The organism is Pseudomonas sp. 2VD, assembly GCF_005503585.1.
Taxonomy (GTDB): domain Bacteria; phylum Pseudomonadota; class Gammaproteobacteria; order Pseudomonadales; family Pseudomonadaceae; genus Pseudomonas; species Pseudomonas aeruginosa.
In genome coordinates this window covers 1-15,897 of record NZ_SCND01000012.1, presented here as the reverse complement: position 1 = coordinate 15,897, position 15,897 = coordinate 1, and the positions used below count along the sequence as shown (strand labels likewise).

Sequence of the window (15,897 nt, the reverse complement as noted above, 5' to 3'; positions counted from 1 at the left end):
TGTGCTTAGTGTTGGGCTTGTGTTGGCTTGGCAGAGTCATTCCATGACCCTGACGCTGAGGGTGTTCATCGACTGATTGCCCACCCCAGCGCTCTGGTTCACCTGCACCACGCCGCTGCTCCCGGCGAAGGCGCGATCGTCCGTCGAGACGCTGCGTCCTCCCGGGACCGGAGTGGCCGAACCGGAGACTTTGGTCAGCGCCACGCTTTGCGCGAGAACGCTGTCATCCAGGCTTTCCGGGCCGTTGCTGACGCTCAGCCGGAAGGCGTTGATCTGTTGGTTGCCGAGGCCGGCGCCCTGGTTGACGCCGAGGATGCCGCTGCCGCGTAGCGCCGCCCCCGAGATGCTGGCGCTGGCCGCGATCGGCTGGCTGGCGTCGAGTTGCAGATGCTGGCGCTGGTCGCTGCCGACGAGGGCCGCGGAGCCGACCGCGACGACACGAACGTTGCTCTGTTGCTGGGCGTCGCCGGCGGCCTGGTTGAGGGCGAAGTTGCCGCGGTAGGTGCCGCTGGCATCGATGCTGGCGCGATTGCGTGAGGCCAGCGGGTCGGCCTGGAGCGACGCGATACAGGCGAAGGCGAGGAGGAGGGCGGACAGGCGCTTCATTGACCACCCCCGAGCATCTGCAGCGGCGCCAGGCCCTGCTTGAGGCTGCCGTTGATCTGCCCGGCGAGGCCGGCGCCGGCGCCGCCTCCCGCGCCGTGGGTGGTGCCGACGTTGCCGACGGCCTGGACCGTCGCCGGGTTCGCCGGCTGGTTGGCGAAACCCGGCAGGGCGCCACCGGGGAGAATCATGCTGCGAATCCCGGAACCGCTGGTCACGATGGCGAAGTCGGCATCGCCCAGTTCGCGGCTCACGGTATTGCCGCTGGCCGCCCCGTTGGCGAGGGCGTTGACCTCGGCGGAGACGTTGGTGTCGACGACGGTGGGATGTGGGTCGGGCACCATGCTCGGACGGTAGGCGACCCGTGGCTGGACCTGGCGCTGGACGACGATCGTGCCGTCCGCCGCATGCGCGGGCGGGAGGTTCGCCGGCACGGAGCCGACGATGACCAGCAGCGCTGGAACGACGATGCGTAGCGAACTCCCCGACATGATGGCGCTTCCTTCGTTGGCGCTGAGCCCTAATCAGCGTTGGCAGGGAGTGAGCATGGGGCGTGCCGGTTTTGCGCTTTCCTTGTCCATCAAGGACTTGGCCGTGAGTGCCGGGGGAACCTGGCGGACAGTGTTGCATCCGTGCAACAGCAGGCCCGCCAACCAGGGGGCGAAGCCTGCCGGGGACGCGCCTGGAGCTGTTTCAGCGCCGAGACAGCTTTCCGCGGTGCCGTCGCGAAACGCTCTGCGCCAAGGCCCGGACCGCGCTGGCGGTGTATCGGCGGCGTGACAGGGCCGGCCCTTCAGCCGTCCCGGAGCAGCCCTTGCACTGCGGCGAAAGCCTGGCGCCGGCGCTCGGCCCAGTCGCCGGCGATGGCGCGGTAGGGCTGCCGATGCCGCTCCAGCCAGGCTTGGCATTCGCGGTGGAAGGCCTGGCGCTGCGCCAGTTCCGGCTGGCAGCGCTGGCCGTCGGCGCTCCAGGCTACGCCCTCCGGCGAGAGCAGCAGGTGCAGGTCGTAGCGCCGCCGCAGCAGGGCGGGTTCGAGCCAGTCCGGGCAGGCGCCGAAGAGAATCCGGCTCCAGAGGATGTTGCTCAGCAGGTGGGTATCGAGGATCAGCAGCGCCGGCCGCTCCGCGCGGGCGGCATCTTCCCAGGCCAGTTGCCCGCGGGCGATGGCGGGGATGTCGGCGTAGCAGGTGTCGCGGCGCTGTTCGTCGATGAAGTGGCGGACGTACTCGCCGACCACCCGGCCGCCGAAGCGGGCCTGGAGCTGCTCCGCAAGCCAGCTCTTGCCGCTGGATTCGGGCCCGGTGAGTACCAGCACCTTCATGCGACGACGCCCTCGCGTAATGCCGGGTCGCGGCGCCAGGTCCGCCAGCCATGGATCGCCAGCAGGGTGAAGAGGGCGTAGAGGGCGGCGGTCAGGTACAGCGCCTTGCTGGCGAAGAGCGCCACGAACAGCACGTCCACGGCGATCCACAGGGCCCAGCATTCCAGGCGCTTCTGCGCCATCCAGCATTGCGCCACCAGGCTGAAGGCGGTCAATCCGGCGTCCCACCAGGGACTGGCGGCATCGGTGTGGTTGGCCATCAGGTAACCGAGCGCGACGCTGCCGACCAGGCCCGCACCGAGCCCGTAGAGGCGCTGCGCGGCGTTCAGGCGGCTCACCGCGCGGCCGTCGTGGTCCTGCCCGCCGCGGGTCCACTGCCACCAGCCATAGAGCTGTAGCGCCGCGTAGACCATTTGCAGGAGCATGTCCGAATAAAGCTTCACCTCGAAGAATATCCAGGCATAGAGCGCCACCATCACCAGGCCGATAGGCCAGCACCAGGGATTCTGGCGGACGGTCAGGTAGACGGCGATGGCGCCGAGCGAAGCGGCGAAGAGTTCAAGGGGTGACACGGAAGGCCCTCATGCGACGAGGACGCATTGTAGCGAATGTATCCGGCGCTTCGCGAAGGCCTGGGAAAAAGGGGGGCGCGGACGGATTCGTTCGGACGCCGGCCGGCAACAATTCCAAGATTCTTTGCCGGCCGCTCTGGTAGCATGCCCGCCGGTTTCGACTTCGGCAGTGGGGGAACTGGTCGGGTTCTTCGGAGTCGTAAGGCCTTCATAAAAGACGGCAAGTGTATCGCCGAGAACAACGAAAGCTCGTTCGGGACAGTAGTAGAAGGGGGAGAAACATGGAGTGGTGGACTGCTTTCCAGGCGTTCATCCTGGGCGTCGTGGAAGGGCTGACCGAGTTCCTGCCGATTTCCAGCACCGGGCACCAGATCATCGTCGCCGACCTCATCGGCTTCGGCGGCGAACGCGCCAAGGCGTTCAACATCATCATCCAGCTGGCGGCGATCCTCGCTGTCGTCTGGGAGTTTCGTGGAAAGATCTTTCAAGTCGTCCGTGACCTGCCGAGCCAGCGCCAGGCCCAGCGTTTCACCGCCAACCTGCTGATCGCGTTCTTCCCGGCGGTAGTCCTCGGCGTCCTGTTCGCCGACCTGATCCACGAGTGGCTGTTCAATCCGATCACCGTCGCCCTGGCGCTGGTGGTGGGCGGGGTGGTCATGCTCTGGGCCGAGCGCCGGAAGCATGTGATCCACGCCGAACACGTCGACGACATGACCTGGAAGGACGCCCTGAAGATCGGCTGTGCCCAGTGCCTGGCGATGGTCCCCGGCACCTCGCGGTCCGGCGCGACCATCATCGGCGGCCTGCTGTTCGGCCTTTCGCGCAAGGCGGCCACCGAGTTCTCGTTCTTCCTGGCGATGCCGACCATGGTCGGCGCCGCGGTCTATTCCGGCTACAAGTACCGCGACCTGTTCCGCCCCGAAGACCTGCCGGTGTTCGCCGTCGGCTTCGTCACCTCGTTCGTCTTCGCCATGGTGGCGGTGCGTGCCTTGCTGAAGTTCATCGGCAACCACAGCTACGCGGCTTTCGCCTGGTATCGGATCGCCTTCGGGCTGCTGATCCTGGCGACCTGGCAATTCCACCTGATCGACTGGAGCACCGCCGGCGAAATGTGAGGCCCGGGAACCAGGTAAAAGGCGCGGCGCGAGCCGCGTTTTTTTCGCCTGGCCGCCGCGGGTGGCTAGAATGCAGCGCGAAACGGGTAGCGAGCGAGTGGATATGGAAAAGCCGGGCATGATCAGCCGCTGGTACGACGACAAGGGCTTCGGCTTCATCCTGCCGAAGACCGGCGGGGAAGAAGTCTTCCTGCATATCTCCGCGTTCCGCGGTGACCGCCGTCCCCGCCAGGGCGACCAGGTGTGGTTCCTCGCCAGCCAGGACGCCCAGGGCCGCCTGCGCGCCGAGAGGGCGCGGCTGGACGCGCTGACCCTCGACCCGCCGACTGTCCGCCGTGGCGCCCAGGCGCCGGTGACGCGGGCCCAGGCACGGCCGGCGCCGATTCCGCCGAGCGCGTTGCAGCGCCCGTTGGCGAAGCTGCTGGTCCTGCTGATCCTCTGCGTGCTGCCGGCCGCCGGCGCCTGGCGGATGTACCTGGACGGACAGGCCCTCTGGCCGCTGCTGGCCTATCCGCTGGCCAGCCTGCTCGCATTCGCCCTCTACTGGCAGGACAAGCGCAGCGCCGCACGCGGCGACTGGCGTACCCCGGAGGTCCGCCTGCACCTGTTCGAGCTGCTTGGCGGCTGGCCTGGCGCGCTGGTCGCGCAGCAGGCGTTCCGCCACAAGACCCGCAAGCTCTCGTTCCAACTGGTGTTCTGGGGCATCGTCCTGCTGCACCAGCTGTTCTGGCTCGACAGCCTGCTCGGCGGGCGCCTGTCCGCCGCGCTGTTGCAGTGGATCGGCTGAACGGCGCGGCTCACTCGCGGGCGCGGCGGTAGGCCGGGCCGGTCTCGCCCGAGGGGCGTTGCAGGGCTTCCACGAGAAAGTCGATCAAAGCACGGATCGCCGGAATCTGGCTGCTGCGCGGCAGGTAGGCGGCCTGCATGGTGCTTTTCGGCAAGGTCCACTGCGGCAGGATGCGCACCAGGCTGCCATCGGCCAGTTCCCTGTCGCAGTAGCCTTCGGGCAGCAGGGTGACGCCGAGGCCGGCCACGGCGGCTTTCTTGCGCAGGACGAAGTCGTCGACGCCCAGGCGCGGTTCGCGTTCCAGCTGGTAGCGGCTGCCATCCGGCCCGATCAGGGTCGCGTGGACCTTGCGGTCGTTATGGATAGCGCCGAGGAAGGGCAGGTCCTCGAGGTCTTCCGGATGTTCCAGGCGATGCCCGGCGATCAGCGACGGGGCGGCGAGGATCTGCGTGGTCGCCGGAGCCAGGCGCCGGCAGACCAGCGCGGGGTCCTCGTCGCCGAGTTCGCGCACGCGCAGTGCCACGTCCACCCCCTCGTTGAGCAGGTCGACCCGGCGGTTGGTCAGGAGGATTTCCAGCTGGACCTGCGGATGCCGTTCGAGAAACCGCGGCAACAGGTCGGCCAGGTTGCTCGAGGCCATGGCCACCGGTGCGGAAAGGCGCAGCCGGCCACGCGGCTCGACGCTCAGCTCGGCGATCACCTGTTCGGCCATCTCCGCTTCCAGCAGCAGGTTGCGGCAGTGCTGCAGATAGCGTTCGCCGACCTCCGTGAGCGCCAGCTTGCGCGTCGTGCGGTGCAGCAGGCGCACCTGGAGGCGCTCTTCCAGTTCGGCGATGCGCCGCGACAGGCGCGACTTGGGAATCCCCGTCTCGCGTCCGGCCGCGGCGAAGCCGCCGCATTCCACCACCTTGGCGAAGTAGTAGAGGTCGTTGAGGTCGTGGGGCATGCAGGCGCTCCGCTGGGGGAAAAACAGATTGTCCTATGTGTGGGACGAATAGTCATGTTTCTGCCGACTAATCGTCGATTGGCATTGCCGGTAGGATGCAGGCCACTCGATCGCCGAACCGCGATCTCCCCCATTCCAGGAGCGAGACATGAAACTTTTGCACATCGATTCCAGCATCCTCGGCGACGCCTCCGCTTCCCGCCAACTGAGCGCCGAGCTGGTCCAGGCCTGGCGGCAGAACGAAGACGGGCTTGACGTCACCTACCGCGACCTGGCCGCCGACGCGGTGGCGCATTTCTCCGCCCTGACCCTGGCCGCCGGCAGCACCCCGGTGGAGCTGCGCGATGCCGCGCTGAAGCATGAAGTCGCGGTGGGTGAAGAAGTGCTGGAAGAGTTCCTCGCCGCCGACGTCGTGGTAATCGGCGCGCCGATGTACAACTTCACCATCTCCAGCCAGCTCAAGGCCTGGATCGATCGCATCGCGGTCGCCGGCAAGACCTTCCGCTACACCGAGAACGGCCCGGTTGGCCTGGCGGGCGACAAGAAAGTGGTGATCGTCTCCACCGCCGGTGGCGTGCATGCCGGCCAGCCGACCGGCGCGGCCCACGAAGGCTACCTGCGCACCGTGCTGGGCTTCTTCGGCATCACCGATATCGAAGTGGTTCGCGCCGAAGGCCTGGCCTATGGCGAGGAGCCCCGCGCCCAGGCCATCGCCGCCGCCCGCCGGCAGATCGCCGGGCAGTTCGCCGCGGCCTGATCCCCGCGTCATCGGAAAACCCCGCTTCGGCGGGGTTTTCGCGTTGTGCGCAGCGGCGCGCTGCGTGTAGATTGGCCGGACAATTACAAGCACAAGGAACCGGCCTGTGAGCGCGTGTTACTGCCGCAACTGCGGCACCCGAGCGACCCGTCTCGTCGAGAGCGGCATCTGCGAAGCCTGCAAGCGGCGCTCGGACATCAATCCGAAGAACGTCCTGATCGCCGCCGCCCTGATCGTCTACATCGGGGTGAACGTGGCTGCCTACATCAAGGACCACCCGCCCCGCGAGCTGACCGCCGAACAGCGCGAGAAGATCGCCGAGGGCCAGCGCCTGGCGACCCGCGCGGCGATGATGGCCGGCTACGTCGACTGAGTCGCGCTCCCCATAGGCTCTGCGCGGCCATGCCGGAATGAAAAAGCCCCGCGGATGCGGGGCTTTTGCGTTGCGCGACGGGGACTCAGACGATTACGCCCTGGCTGCGCAGGTAGTCGTCATAGCTGCCGCTGAAGTCGGTCACGCCGTTCTCGCCCAGCTCGATGATGCGGGTAGCCAGCGAGGAAACGAATTCGCGGTCGTGGCTGACGAAGATCAGCGTGCCCGGATAGTTGTCCAGCGCCAGGTTCAGCGCCTCGATGGACTCCATGTCCAGGTGGTTGGTCGGCTCGTCCATCACCAGCACGTTGGGACGCTTGAGGATCAGCCGGCCGAACAGCATGCGGCCCTGCTCGCCGCCGGAGATCACTTTCACCGACTTCTTGATTTCGTCGTTGGAGAACAGCATGCGGCCGAGGGTGCCGCGCACCAGTTGTTCGCCGCCCTGGGTCCACTGGGCCATCCAGTCGAACAGGCTCATGTCGTCGGCGAAGTCGTCGGCATGGTCCTGGGCGAAATAGCCGACGTCGGCGCTGTCGGTCCATTTCACCTCGCCGCCGTCCACCGGCAGGTCGCCGACCAGGCAGCGCAACAGGGTGGTCTTGCCGATGCCGTTGGGGCCGATGATGGCGACGCGCTCGCCGGCCTCGACCTGCAGGCTCAGGCCCTTGAACAGCGGCTTGCCGTCATAGCCCTTGCTGATGTTTTCCACGGTCACCGCCTGGCGGTGCAGCTTCTTGTATTGCTCGAAGCGGATGAACGGGCTGACCCGGCTGGACGGCTTGACCTCTTCCAGCTGGATCTTGTCGATCTGCCGGGCGCGGCTGGTGGCCTGCTTGGCCTTGGAGGCGTTGGCCGAGAAGCGGCTGACGAAGGATTGCAGCTCGGCGATCTGCGCCTTCTTCTTGGCGTTGTCCGACAGCAGGCGCTCGCGGGCCTGTTCGGCGGCGGTCATGTACTCGTCGTAGTTGCCCGGGAACAGGCGCAGCTCGCCGTAGTCCAGGTCGGCCATGTGGGTGCAGACGCTGTTCAGGAAGTGCCGATCGTGGGAAATGATGATCATGGTGCTGTTGCGCGCGGTGAGCACGCCTTCCAGCCAGCGGATGGTGTTGATGTCCAGGTGGTTGGTCGGTTCGTCGAGCAGCAGCACGTCCGGGTCCGAGAACAGCGCCTGGGCCAGCAGTACGCGCAGCTTCCAGCCGGGAGCGACGGCGCTCATCGGGCCGAAGTGCTGCTCCAGCGGGATGCCCAGGCCGAGCAGCAGCTCGCCGGCGCGGGACTCGGCGGTGTAGCCGTCGAACTCGGCGAACTGGACTTCCAGCTCGGCCACCGCCATGCCATCTGCCTCGCTCATTTCCGGCAGGGAGTAGATGCGGTCGCGCTCGGCCTTCACCGCCCAGAGTTCCTCGTGGCCCATGATCACCGTATCGATGACGCTGAAGTCCTCGTAGGCGAACTGGTCCTGGCGCAGCTTGCCCAGGCGCACGTTGGGTTCCAGCATGACCTGGCCGGCGCTCGGCTCCAGGTCGTTGCCGAGGATCTTCATGAAGGTCGACTTGCCGCAACCGTTGGCGCCGATCAGGCCGTAGCGGTTGCCGTTGCCGAACTTGACGGAAACGTTCTCGAACAGCGGCTTGGCGCCGAACTGCATGGTGATATTCGCGGTGGAGATCAACTTCTTTACCTATAGAGGACTTACGCACGCCTGGACCGTGGCGATACCGGTCTGCTACCGGTTCTCGGCTTTCCGCTGCGCTCCATCTGGAGCATGGGTCGATCCTGCGGGCATTCGTGGAGTGCCGCAGCCAGCGTCATGACGTGGCTGTAGCGCGATGAAGGCGGGGTGTGATGCCTGGCATTCGGCGAATTGTCTCACAGGTGCGCCTGCCGTTGCATGACAGCGTACGCCGAAGCGGTTTTTCCCGCCGCCCGGCAGGTGGTAGAGTCCCGTCTTCCGCTCATCCGCAAAGGACTCCCCGATGAAGCCCGCTGTTCTCCCCGCGTTGTTGGTTCTGTCGCTGCTGGGCGGTTGCGGGGATTCGTCGTCGGACCGGAAGGCGGCTTCCGGGTCGCTGGCCCTGCGCTGCGGAGACTTCGGCAAACTCGAAGTGATCGACGGTTTCGCCAGTCTCAAGCTGCCCGACGGCAGCAGCGTCCAGTCGCTGGGCGGCGATGTCCGCAGCCTCGCCGATGGCCAGGCGCTGAGCGCGATTTCCTATAGCGACGGTTCGGTCCTGTACCGCCAGGCGGGCGACACGCCCGGCTACCTGTACACGCCGGCCAAGGGCCAGCGGCAGGCCTGCGAGACGCGCTGATCCGCGCCATCTACGCGCGGGCTTTCGCGGCCGCCGGGTTGATCTGAGCCACGCAGGCGCAGGCCGGCTGTCGCATCGCTCGTCGAGCCGCTAGAATCCCGCTCTCCATTCCCCGCAAGGCCCGCCAGCATGCCGCATCTCGTTATCGAAGCCACTGCCAACCTCCGCCTCGAAACGTCCCCCGGCGAACTGCTGGAGCAGGCCAATGCCGCGCTGTTCGCTTCCGGGCAATTCGGCGAGGCGGACATCAAGTCGCGCTTCGTCACCCTGGTGGCCTACCGGCAGGGAACCGCAGCGGTCGAGCGCGCCTACCTGCATGCCTGCCTGTCGATCCTCGACGGGCGCGACGCGGCGACCCGCCAGGCGCTGGGCGAGGCGCTGGGCGAGGTGCTTGCCGGAGCGGTGGCGGGCGGCGGCGTGGAGGGCGTGCAGGTCAGCGTCGAAGTGCGCGAGATGGAGCGCGCCAGCTACGCCAAGCGCGTCGTCGCCCGGCAGCGCTGAGAGACTGGCGCGCGCCTGGCTCAGATCCAGGCGTTCAGCGTCGCGCCGGCCTGCGTCGGGTCCTCTTGCCGTCCCGGCGCCTGGCCGTTCTGCATGGCGATCATCTCGCGCATGCGTTCGCCGATGCCTTTCTCCACCTGTTCGCGTTTCTCCGGCGGCATCGCGTCCAGTTCCTCCTCGGTCAGGCCGAGGCTCTTCAGGACCTGCTCGCGCATCCGCTCGGCGGGCGATTTCTGCATGTACTCCTTGAACTCGTCATAGGCCGACTTGCCTTCGCCGGCGCCGGCAGTGGCATTCGCCTGGTTCTGCTTCAGCGTCAGGTTCAGCTTCGCGAAACCCTCGTCCAGGGCCTGGCGGGCGGACTCCGTGGCGGGATCGGCGGCCTCGTTGCGCAATGGCGTGCCGAGGGCGGGGCGCGGTTTCAGCAGATCGCCGTTGCCGATCTCGGTGCTGGCTTGCCGCTGGTTGTTCGGGTAACGCGCAGACCAGCCGGAAAGGCTGGCGGGACCGATGCTGTTCATGACCTGCCTCCATGGAAATGAATGACCGCCGCTCCGTCGCAAGGGCCGTGCCAGGTCGCCGAACCCCGCGCCAGAGGGCTCGGCGCATGGCGCAGGGCGGGGCGGAGGCAAGCGCTTGCCGCGAACGGCAACGGCGTTCCGCGGTTAGAATGTCCGGCTTGTGCAGCAGGTTGCGAAGAGAGCCATGACCGACACTCCCGACGATCGAACCGGAGATGCCTCCGGCCTGTCGAAGCGCCAGGCATTCCATCGGCAGCACCGGCAACGGGCGGAGGAAGAGGCGCGGCGCCTGCTCGACGCCCGCGCCGAACAGGGCGGCCGCTGGCTGGACTGGGTCGCGGGCCAACTCTACCTCCTGCGTCCGCCGGAATACGCGGCCATGGTGCGTCGCGAACTGCAGCGCCTGAGCGGCGACTGAAGCTGGCGAATTTGTCAGCGCGGATTGCAGTTTCGCCAGGAAACCCATGCCACTGGTAAGGTGGCGATCCCAGAAGATCAGAGGAGGCGGTATGCCTTTGAAGCAGTTTTCCAGTGCACTCGTTCTCGCGGCCCTGCTCGCCGGTTGCAGCAGCAACGGCGACAGCCCGTCCACCGAAGGCGCCAGCGTAGCCACCGGCAGCGCCAGCGCGCCCGCGACCACCCCGGCAGCGGACGGCCGTTGCGATGCCAATGCGGTGCAGGCCTATGTCGGCAAGCAGGCTTCCGCGGCCATCGTCGAGGAGGCCCGCCGCGCCGCCGGAGCGGAAGTCGCCCGGGCGCTGCGCCCGCACGATGCGGTGACCATGGACTACAACCCGCGCCGGCTGAACATCGATGTCGACGACACGCTGGTGATCAAGCGCCTGTCCTGCGGCTGACCGCCCAGCCCCGAATACGAAGAAGCCCCGCATCGCGGGGCTTTCTCTTGGCCGTTCGAAAAGGCCTCAGATGGCGGTACTGCGTAGGGCGGCGTTGGACTGGCTGACGGCGGTTTGCGGTTTTTCCTCGAGAATTGCCTGACGCTTGGCCTGGTATTCCTCGAACGACAGGCTGCGCCGGGCCAGGTCTTCCAGCGCCAGTTGCCTGACCTCGTCGCTGCTGTACGGGCGAGAGGGGTTGTAGTCGCTGGCGCAGCCGGCGAGGGCGAGGGAGAACAACAGTACGCTGATGAGTGCCTTGGCCATGACCGGCTCCTGGATTCGCTTTCCTGGGGGAATGGTCGAAAGGCTAACAACCGCGCCGCTGCGCTAGAAATCATCCCGCTCGATAGTGCTTATTCGTTCGGCTGAACGCGGGAAGAAGCGCTGCCGGCGGCGGCAGGCGCCAGCCGGGCCGGGGGGCGGACGCCGCGATTGGCGCCGCCCGCCGGCATGTCCCGCGCTTGGCCGGGAGAACAGGCGGCAGGCCGCTGGGGCCTGCTCAGGCGGCGACTTGCGCGGGCTTGCCCAGCAGGCGGTCGACCAGGCTGCAGGCGGCGAGGGTGGCGACCGAGGGGATCAACCAGGCCAGGCCCTGTTCGGCCAGCGGCAGGTGCAGCAGCCATTGCGGGAAGTCCTGGCCCAGGCCCGCCGCCTTCAGGGCATCGAGCACGCCGAACGCCAGGGAAACCAGCATCACCGGGGCGAGGATGCGCGTCGCCGAATGCCAGAGGCCGATGCAGAAGCTCAGCGCCACCAGCACGATGCAGGGCGGATAGATCGCGGTGAGCACCGGGATCGAGACCTGGATCAGCTTGGTCAGGCCGAGGTTGGAAACGATGAAGGAGAACCCTGCCAGGATGATCACCAGGCTGCGGTAGGACAGCGGCAGGCGCTGGCAGAAGTACTCGGCGCAGGCGCAGGTCAGGCCGACCGCGGTGACCAGGCAGGCCAGCGCGATAAGTCCCGCCAGGAACGAGCTGCCGAGGCTGCCGAAGGTATGTTGCACGTAGGCATGCAGGACCGCCGCGCCGTTGCTGGCGTCGGCGGCGATGGCATGGCTGCCGGCGCCGAGCCGGAACAGGCTGACGTAGACCAGCACCAGGCCGACACCGGCGATCAGCCCGGCGACGATGGCATAGCGGGTGATCAGCCGCGGCGACTGCACGCCGCGGGAACGGATGGCGTTGACGATGACGATACCGAAGACCAGCGCGGCGAGGGTGTCCATGGTCAGGTAGCCGTTGACGAAACCCTGGGAGAACGCGGCCTGGGTGTACTCCGGCTGGGCCGTGCCGATCGGGCCGGCGGGCCAGAGGAAGGCGGCGACGCCGAGAATCGCCAGGGCGAGGATCTTCAGCGGGGCGAGGAAGCGTCCGACGGTGTCCAGCAGGCGACCGGGGTAGAGGGAGATGGCCAGGGCCAAAAGGAAGTACGCCAGGCTGTAGACGAACAGCGCCGTGCCGCTCTCGCCGAGCAGCGGCACCACGCCGACCTCGAAGGACACCGTGGCGGTGCGCGGAATGGCGAACAGCGGGCCGACCGCCAGGTAGCAGACCGCCGCCAGCAGGCCGCCGGCATACCTGCCGATCGGATGGCTGAGGGCGTCGACCGAACCGCCGACCTTGGCCAGGGCGATCACGGTGATCACCGGCAGCCCCACCGCGGTGATCAGGAAGCCCAGCGCCGCCAGCCACACATGGGGGCCGGACTGCAAGCCGACGATGGGCGGGAAGATGATGTTGCCGGCCCCGACGAACAGGGCAAAGGTCATAAAACCAAGCGCCAGGATGTCCCGGCCTTTCAAAGCGTTCATGCTGGAGAGGTACCGCGCTGCTCGAGGAAATTCACAGAAGGGTTTCCCGGGGGGTAGGGGAAACGGCACTCATCTGGATGGGACGAGCAGGGGAGGCGGCCGCTGTCCTTGTGGGAGCCGGGCCGGAAACTTGGCATGCTAACGAAAATGCCGGGGTCGCGGGATAGACATTGGTCTGGCTGTCCTTTTGTTGAAAAACGACGTCGCAATCAGAACAGTCCGTAGGCGCCAGCGCCGGAGCCCTCCGCGCTCCTTGCCGCTTGCTGTCTTCCGCCTGCGTCGGCGGCGCCATGCGGGGGGGATGCCGGCGAACCCGGAAAACGCCCGGAAAGCTTCCCGCGAACTTTTTGCAATCCGGCTGAAAGCCCCGGAACACAAGGGCTGCGGCGCTTCTGAAGGGTTACGTTTTCTGTAGGTATTCTTCACGAAAGATTGACGGATCGCCGAGCAGACTGCCGCCGTCGTCGAGTGCTGCCAGGGGCAACGCTGCGCACGGCAACCCGGAAGTCAGTGAAGATCCATGCCCATGTCGAAAGCCCGTGCCGTCCGTCCCGAACTGCTGACCCTGCTGGTCAGCCTCGCCTTCCTGCTGTTCTACAACCTGCCGCTGTGGCAACGCCTGCTGGCGATCACCCCGGCGGGCTGGCAGGGCCTCGGCATGATGCTGGCGGTCGGCCTGATGATCGCCGCGATCTTCAACCTGGCGCTGACCCTGCTGGCGTTCCGCTGGCTGCTCAAGCCGGCGCTGACCCTGCTGATCCTGGCGGCCGCCGGTACCACCTACTTCATGACCCAGTACGGCGTGCTGATGGACGTCGGCATGCTGCGCAACGTCATGCAGACCAACCCGGCCGAGGTCGCCGACCTGCTTTCGCCGAAGCTCGCCGTCTACCTGGCGCTGCTTGGCGCGCTGCCGGTCTGGCTGCTGTGGCGCACGCCGGTGCGCTACCGGCCGTGGCCACGCGAGCTGCTGAGCAAGCTGCTGGTGGCGCTCGCCTGCCTGGCGCTGCTCGCCGGGGTGGCGCTGGCCAATTACCAGGGGCTGTCCTCGCTGTTCCGCAACAACAAGGAACTGCGCCTGCAGGTCACCCCGAGCAACCTGGTCGGCGCCGCCATCGGCTACGCCAAGGGGCAGGCCCAGGCCGCCAGCCAGCCGCTGCGGCCGATCGCCGTCGATGCCCGGCGCGCCGACCTGTGGCAGGGCCATGCGCGCAAGTCGCTGACCGTGCTGGTGGTGGGTGAGAGCGCGCGGGCGCAGAACTTCGGCCTCAACGGCTACGCTCGCGAGACCAACCCGCGGCTGAAGGCCGAGGAGGGCCTGATCAACTTCTCCAACGTGCACTCCTGCGGTACCGAGACCGCGGTGTCGGTGCCCTGCATGTTCTCCAACCTGGGCCGCGCGGACTACAGCGACGCTCGCGCGCGCACCCAGGAAGGCCTTCTCGATGTGTTGCAGCGCGCAGGCCTGCGGGTCCTGTGGCGGGACAACCAGTCCGGCTGCAAGGGCACCTGCGACCGCGTCGCCTTCCAGGACCTGAGCGAGAGCAAGGATCCGACCTTGTGCGCCGGCGGCGAGTGCCATGACGAGATCCTCCTGCGCGACTTGCAGGCCTTCATCGACGGGCTGCAACAGGACACCGTGCTGGTCCTGCACCAGATGGGCAGCCACGGCCCGGCCTACTTCAAGCGCTATCCCAGGGAGTACGAGAAGTTCACCCCGGTCTGCGCCAGCAACGACTTCAGCGCCTGCTCGCGGGACAGCATCATCAACGGCTACGACAACACCCTGCTGTACACCGACCACGTGCTGGCCAGTCTGATCGACCTGCTGCGCAAGAACGAAGAGCGCATCGATACCGGCATGCTCTACCTCTCCGACCATGGCGAGTCGCTCGGCGAGTACAACCTCTACCTGCATGGCACGCCTTACCTGCTGGCGCCGGACCAGCAGAAGCACGTCGGCATGCTGGCCTGGTTCTCGCCCGGCTACCAGAGCGCCTTCGGCCTCGACAGTGGCTGCCTGCGCCAGCGCAGCGACGAGGAGCTGTCCCAGGACAACCTGTTCCACTCGATGCTCGGCCTGCTGGAAGTGCGCACCGGCGCCTACGATCCCGGCCTCGACCTGTTCGCCCCGTGCCGTGCGCCCGAGGTCCTGCAGGCGCTCAAGGCCGACGGCGGACGGGCGCTGTACTCCGAGGAAGCGTCTGGCCAGGAGCCGCCGGCTTCCTGATACGACCCGGCGAAAGGACTATTTCCTTCGCCTCGCGGAAGGGTAAGGTTCAGCCTCGGAACCCGCGAGGACGCCCATGGATCACCACGCCCAACACCACCCCAGGAGCCGCGCCTGCGTGCTGCCCAACGGCCTGCGCCTGCACCTGGCGCATGATCCGGCGGCATCGCGCGCCGCTGCCTGGCTGCGGGTGGCGGCGGGCAGCCACGACGAGCCGAGCGCGCATCCCGGCCTGGCCCACTTCCTCGAGCACCTGTCGTTTCTCGGTGGCGCGGCGTTTCCCGGCGACGAGCGCCTGATGCCGTGGTTGCAGGTGCGCGGCGGCCAGGTCAACGCCAGCACCCGGGGCAGGACCACCGACTATTTCTTCGAGGTGACGGCGGAGCACCTTGGCGCCGGTCTGGCACGGCTGATCGACATGCTCGCCCGCCCCTTGCTGGACATCGATGCGCAACGGCGCGAGCGCGAAGTGCTCGAGGCCGAATACCTGGCGCGCTCGGCCGACGAGCAGACCCTGATCGACGCGGCGCTGGCCCTCGGCCTGCCCGCCGGACACCCCCTGCGGCGTTTCGCTGCCGGGCGCCGCGACAGCCTGGCCCTGGAGAGCGATGCGTTCCAGCGGGCCCTGCGCGAATTCCATGCCGCCCACTATCACGCCGGCAATTGCCAGCTATGGCTGCAAGGGCCGCAGGCACTGGACGAGCTGGAGAGGCTGGCGCAGCGTGCCTGCGCCGACCTGCCGGGGCGCGCGCCAGGCGCGAGTCCGCCGCCGCCGCCGTTGCTGCCCTTCGCCGGCGAAGCGCTGGCGCTGCGCCTGCCGGGACCTCCGCGGCTGGTGCTGGGCTTTGCCCTCGACGCTTTGCGAGGGACCGACGAACAGACCCTGCTGGCGTTCGCCGAATTGCTCGGCGATCGCTCGCCGGGCGGGTTGCTGGCGGCACTCGGCGAACAGGGCCTGGGCGAATCGGTGGCGCTGCGGGTGGTTCATCGGGACGCGCGGCAGGCGCTCCTGGCGTTGACCTTCGAACTGTTCGACGGCAGCGCGGCGGCGGCGCTGGAGGCGGCCTTTTTCGACTGGCTGGGCGCCCTGCGCGACGATGCCGCCAGCCTGCTGGCGGCGCGCCGGCCGTTGCTGGCGGAGCCC

Annotated in this window: 19 protein-coding genes; 10 read left to right on the top strand and 9 right to left on the bottom strand. The window is 67.6% G+C overall.

Going from position 1 to position 15,897, the window contains the following annotated elements; all coding sequences use genetic code 11:
- Positions 1–36: 36 nt before the first annotated feature.
- From FFS27_RS02435 to pnuC, 4 genes are all read right to left on the bottom strand, one after another.
- A complete protein-coding gene (locus FFS27_RS02435; RefSeq protein WP_003111321.1) occupies positions 37–606 on the bottom strand; it encodes a hypothetical protein in 570 nt (189 codons plus the stop codon).
- The gene (locus tag FFS27_RS02430) at positions 603–1,094 is read right to left on the bottom strand and encodes a hypothetical protein (RefSeq protein WP_003088320.1); all 492 of its coding nucleotides are present in this window, start codon (positions 1,092–1,094) and stop codon (positions 603–605) included. The genes FFS27_RS02435 and FFS27_RS02430 overlap by 4 nt, the downstream gene beginning before the upstream one ends.
- Positions 1,095–1,396: 302 nt before the next feature.
- On the bottom strand, positions 1,397–1,924 hold the full coding sequence (locus FFS27_RS02425) for an AAA family ATPase (RefSeq protein WP_003088322.1): 528 nt from the start codon (positions 1,922–1,924) through the stop codon (positions 1,397–1,399).
- Positions 1,921–2,496 (bottom strand): nicotinamide riboside transporter PnuC, encoded by a 576-nt coding sequence (gene pnuC / locus FFS27_RS02420; protein WP_021264684.1) that lies wholly within the window; start codon positions 2,494–2,496, stop codon positions 1,921–1,923. Before pnuC ends, FFS27_RS02425 begins: the two co-directional genes overlap by 4 nt.
- Before the next feature lie 281 nt (positions 2,497–2,777).
- Here pnuC and FFS27_RS02415 point away from each other — a divergent pair, with 281 nt between their 5' ends.
- A complete protein-coding gene (locus FFS27_RS02415; RefSeq protein WP_003088326.1) occupies positions 2,778–3,611 on the top strand; it encodes an undecaprenyl-diphosphate phosphatase in 834 nt (277 codons plus the stop codon).
- Between the two features lie 70 nt (positions 3,612–3,681).
- Complete coding sequence (locus tag FFS27_RS02410) at positions 3,682–4,398, top strand: DUF1294 domain-containing protein (protein ID WP_044727348.1); 717 nt, start codon at positions 3,682–3,684, stop codon at positions 4,396–4,398.
- A 10-nt stretch (positions 4,399–4,408) separates the two neighbouring features.
- Here the strand turns inward: FFS27_RS02410 and FFS27_RS02405 are convergent, their stop codons facing one another.
- Positions 4,409–5,344: a LysR substrate-binding domain-containing protein gene (locus FFS27_RS02405; RefSeq protein WP_003139777.1), complete on the bottom strand. Its 936-nt coding sequence runs from the start codon at positions 5,342–5,344 to the stop codon at positions 4,409–4,411.
- 148 nt (positions 5,345–5,492) lie between these two features.
- Here FFS27_RS02405 and azoR2 point away from each other — a divergent pair, with 148 nt between their 5' ends.
- Positions 5,493–6,101, top strand: a complete 609-nt coding sequence (azoR2, locus tag FFS27_RS02400; protein WP_015503050.1) for an FMN-dependent NADH-azoreductase AzoR2 — start codon at positions 5,493–5,495, stop codon at positions 6,099–6,101.
- A 106-nt stretch (positions 6,102–6,207) separates the two neighbouring features.
- Positions 6,208–6,474: a hypothetical protein gene (locus FFS27_RS02395; RefSeq protein ID WP_015503049.1), complete on the top strand. Its 267-nt coding sequence runs from the start codon at positions 6,208–6,210 to the stop codon at positions 6,472–6,474.
- Positions 6,475–6,559: 85 nt separating this feature from the next.
- Here FFS27_RS02395 and FFS27_RS02390 read toward each other — a convergent pair whose 3' ends face one another.
- Positions 6,560–8,149, bottom strand: a complete 1,590-nt coding sequence (locus FFS27_RS02390; protein ID WP_003111315.1) for an ABC-F family ATPase — start codon at positions 8,147–8,149, stop codon at positions 6,560–6,562.
- A gap of 304 nt (positions 8,150–8,453) precedes the next feature.
- Here FFS27_RS02390 and FFS27_RS02380 point away from each other — a divergent pair, with 304 nt between their 5' ends.
- Both FFS27_RS02380 and FFS27_RS02375 read left to right on the top strand, forming a co-directional pair.
- Complete coding sequence (locus FFS27_RS02380; protein WP_003121973.1) at positions 8,454–8,789, top strand: hypothetical protein; 336 nt, start codon at positions 8,454–8,456, stop codon at positions 8,787–8,789.
- Positions 8,790–8,918: 129 nt separating this feature from the next.
- Entirely contained in the window at positions 8,919–9,290 is a 372-nt protein-coding gene (locus FFS27_RS02375; protein WP_015503048.1) for a 5-carboxymethyl-2-hydroxymuconate Delta-isomerase, read from the top strand.
- A 20-nt stretch (positions 9,291–9,310) separates the two neighbouring features.
- Here FFS27_RS02375 and FFS27_RS02370 read toward each other — a convergent pair whose 3' ends face one another.
- Entirely contained in the window at positions 9,311–9,811 is a 501-nt protein-coding gene (locus FFS27_RS02370) for a hypothetical protein (RefSeq protein WP_003111312.1), read from the bottom strand.
- Between the two features lie 184 nt (positions 9,812–9,995).
- Between FFS27_RS02370 and FFS27_RS02365 the strand changes: the two genes are divergently transcribed.
- Both FFS27_RS02365 and FFS27_RS02360 read left to right on the top strand, forming a co-directional pair.
- Positions 9,996–10,229: a hypothetical protein gene (locus FFS27_RS02365; RefSeq protein WP_003111311.1), complete on the top strand. Its 234-nt coding sequence runs from the start codon at positions 9,996–9,998 to the stop codon at positions 10,227–10,229.
- Between the two features lie 91 nt (positions 10,230–10,320).
- Positions 10,321–10,668 (top strand): I78 family peptidase inhibitor, encoded by a 348-nt coding sequence (locus FFS27_RS02360; RefSeq protein ID WP_023101326.1) that lies wholly within the window; start codon positions 10,321–10,323, stop codon positions 10,666–10,668.
- 66 nt (positions 10,669–10,734) lie between these two features.
- Here FFS27_RS02360 and FFS27_RS02355 read toward each other — a convergent pair whose 3' ends face one another.
- Together FFS27_RS02355 and brnQ are read right to left on the bottom strand one after the other, a co-directional pair.
- Positions 10,735–10,974: a hypothetical protein gene (locus FFS27_RS02355; protein WP_003088496.1), complete on the bottom strand. Its 240-nt coding sequence runs from the start codon at positions 10,972–10,974 to the stop codon at positions 10,735–10,737.
- Between the two features lie 235 nt (positions 10,975–11,209).
- Entirely contained in the window at positions 11,210–12,523 is a 1,314-nt protein-coding gene (brnQ, locus tag FFS27_RS02350; RefSeq protein WP_003113469.1) for a branched-chain amino acid transport system II carrier protein, read from the bottom strand.
- 526 nt (positions 12,524–13,049) lie between these two features.
- On the opposite strand from brnQ, the gene FFS27_RS02345 reads away from it, so the two are divergent.
- Together FFS27_RS02345 and pqqF are read left to right on the top strand one after the other, a co-directional pair.
- A complete protein-coding gene (locus FFS27_RS02345; RefSeq protein ID WP_015503045.1) occupies positions 13,050–14,753 on the top strand; it encodes a phosphoethanolamine transferase in 1,704 nt (567 codons plus the stop codon).
- Positions 14,754–14,829: 76 nt separating this feature from the next.
- Positions 14,830–15,897 (top strand): pyrroloquinoline quinone biosynthesis protein PqqF (pqqF, locus tag FFS27_RS02340; protein ID WP_137951928.1); only part of this gene is annotated, 1,068 nt, incomplete at its 3' end.

Bases quoted from the DNA above. Each gene is read 5' to 3' on its own strand.
- FFS27_RS02435 (WP_003111321.1), bottom strand. From the start codon at position 606: ATGAAGCGCCTGTCCGCCCTCCTCCTCGCCTTCGCCTGTATCGCGTCG.
- FFS27_RS02430 (WP_003088320.1), bottom strand. From the start codon at position 1,094: ATGTCGGGGAGTTCGCTACGCATCGTCGTTCCAGCGCTGCTGGTCATC.
- FFS27_RS02425 (WP_003088322.1), bottom strand. From the start codon at position 1,924: ATGAAGGTGCTGGTACTCACCGGGCCCGAATCCAGCGGCAAGAGCTGG.
- FFS27_RS02415 (WP_003088326.1), top strand. From the start codon at position 2,778: ATGGAGTGGTGGACTGCTTTCCAGGCGTTCATCCTGGGCGTCGTGGAA.
- FFS27_RS02410 (WP_044727348.1), top strand. From the start codon at position 3,682: ATGCAGCGCGAAACGGGTAGCGAGCGAGTGGATATGGAAAAGCCGGGC.
- FFS27_RS02405 (WP_003139777.1), bottom strand. From the start codon at position 5,344: ATGCCCCACGACCTCAACGACCTCTACTACTTCGCCAAGGTGGTGGAA.
- azoR2 (WP_015503050.1), top strand. From the start codon at position 5,493: ATGAAACTTTTGCACATCGATTCCAGCATCCTCGGCGACGCCTCCGCT.
- FFS27_RS02380 (WP_003121973.1), top strand. From the start codon at position 8,454: ATGAAGCCCGCTGTTCTCCCCGCGTTGTTGGTTCTGTCGCTGCTGGGC.
- FFS27_RS02375 (WP_015503048.1), top strand. From the start codon at position 8,919: ATGCCGCATCTCGTTATCGAAGCCACTGCCAACCTCCGCCTCGAAACG.
- FFS27_RS02370 (WP_003111312.1), bottom strand. From the start codon at position 9,811: ATGAACAGCATCGGTCCCGCCAGCCTTTCCGGCTGGTCTGCGCGTTAC.
- FFS27_RS02365 (WP_003111311.1), top strand. From the start codon at position 9,996: ATGACCGACACTCCCGACGATCGAACCGGAGATGCCTCCGGCCTGTCG.
- FFS27_RS02360 (WP_023101326.1), top strand. From the start codon at position 10,321: ATGCCTTTGAAGCAGTTTTCCAGTGCACTCGTTCTCGCGGCCCTGCTC.
- FFS27_RS02355 (WP_003088496.1), bottom strand. From the start codon at position 10,974: ATGGCCAAGGCACTCATCAGCGTACTGTTGTTCTCCCTCGCCCTCGCC.
- brnQ (WP_003113469.1), bottom strand. From the start codon at position 12,523: ATGAACGCTTTGAAAGGCCGGGACATCCTGGCGCTTGGTTTTATGACC.
- FFS27_RS02345 (WP_015503045.1), top strand. From the start codon at position 13,050: ATGTCGAAAGCCCGTGCCGTCCGTCCCGAACTGCTGACCCTGCTGGTC.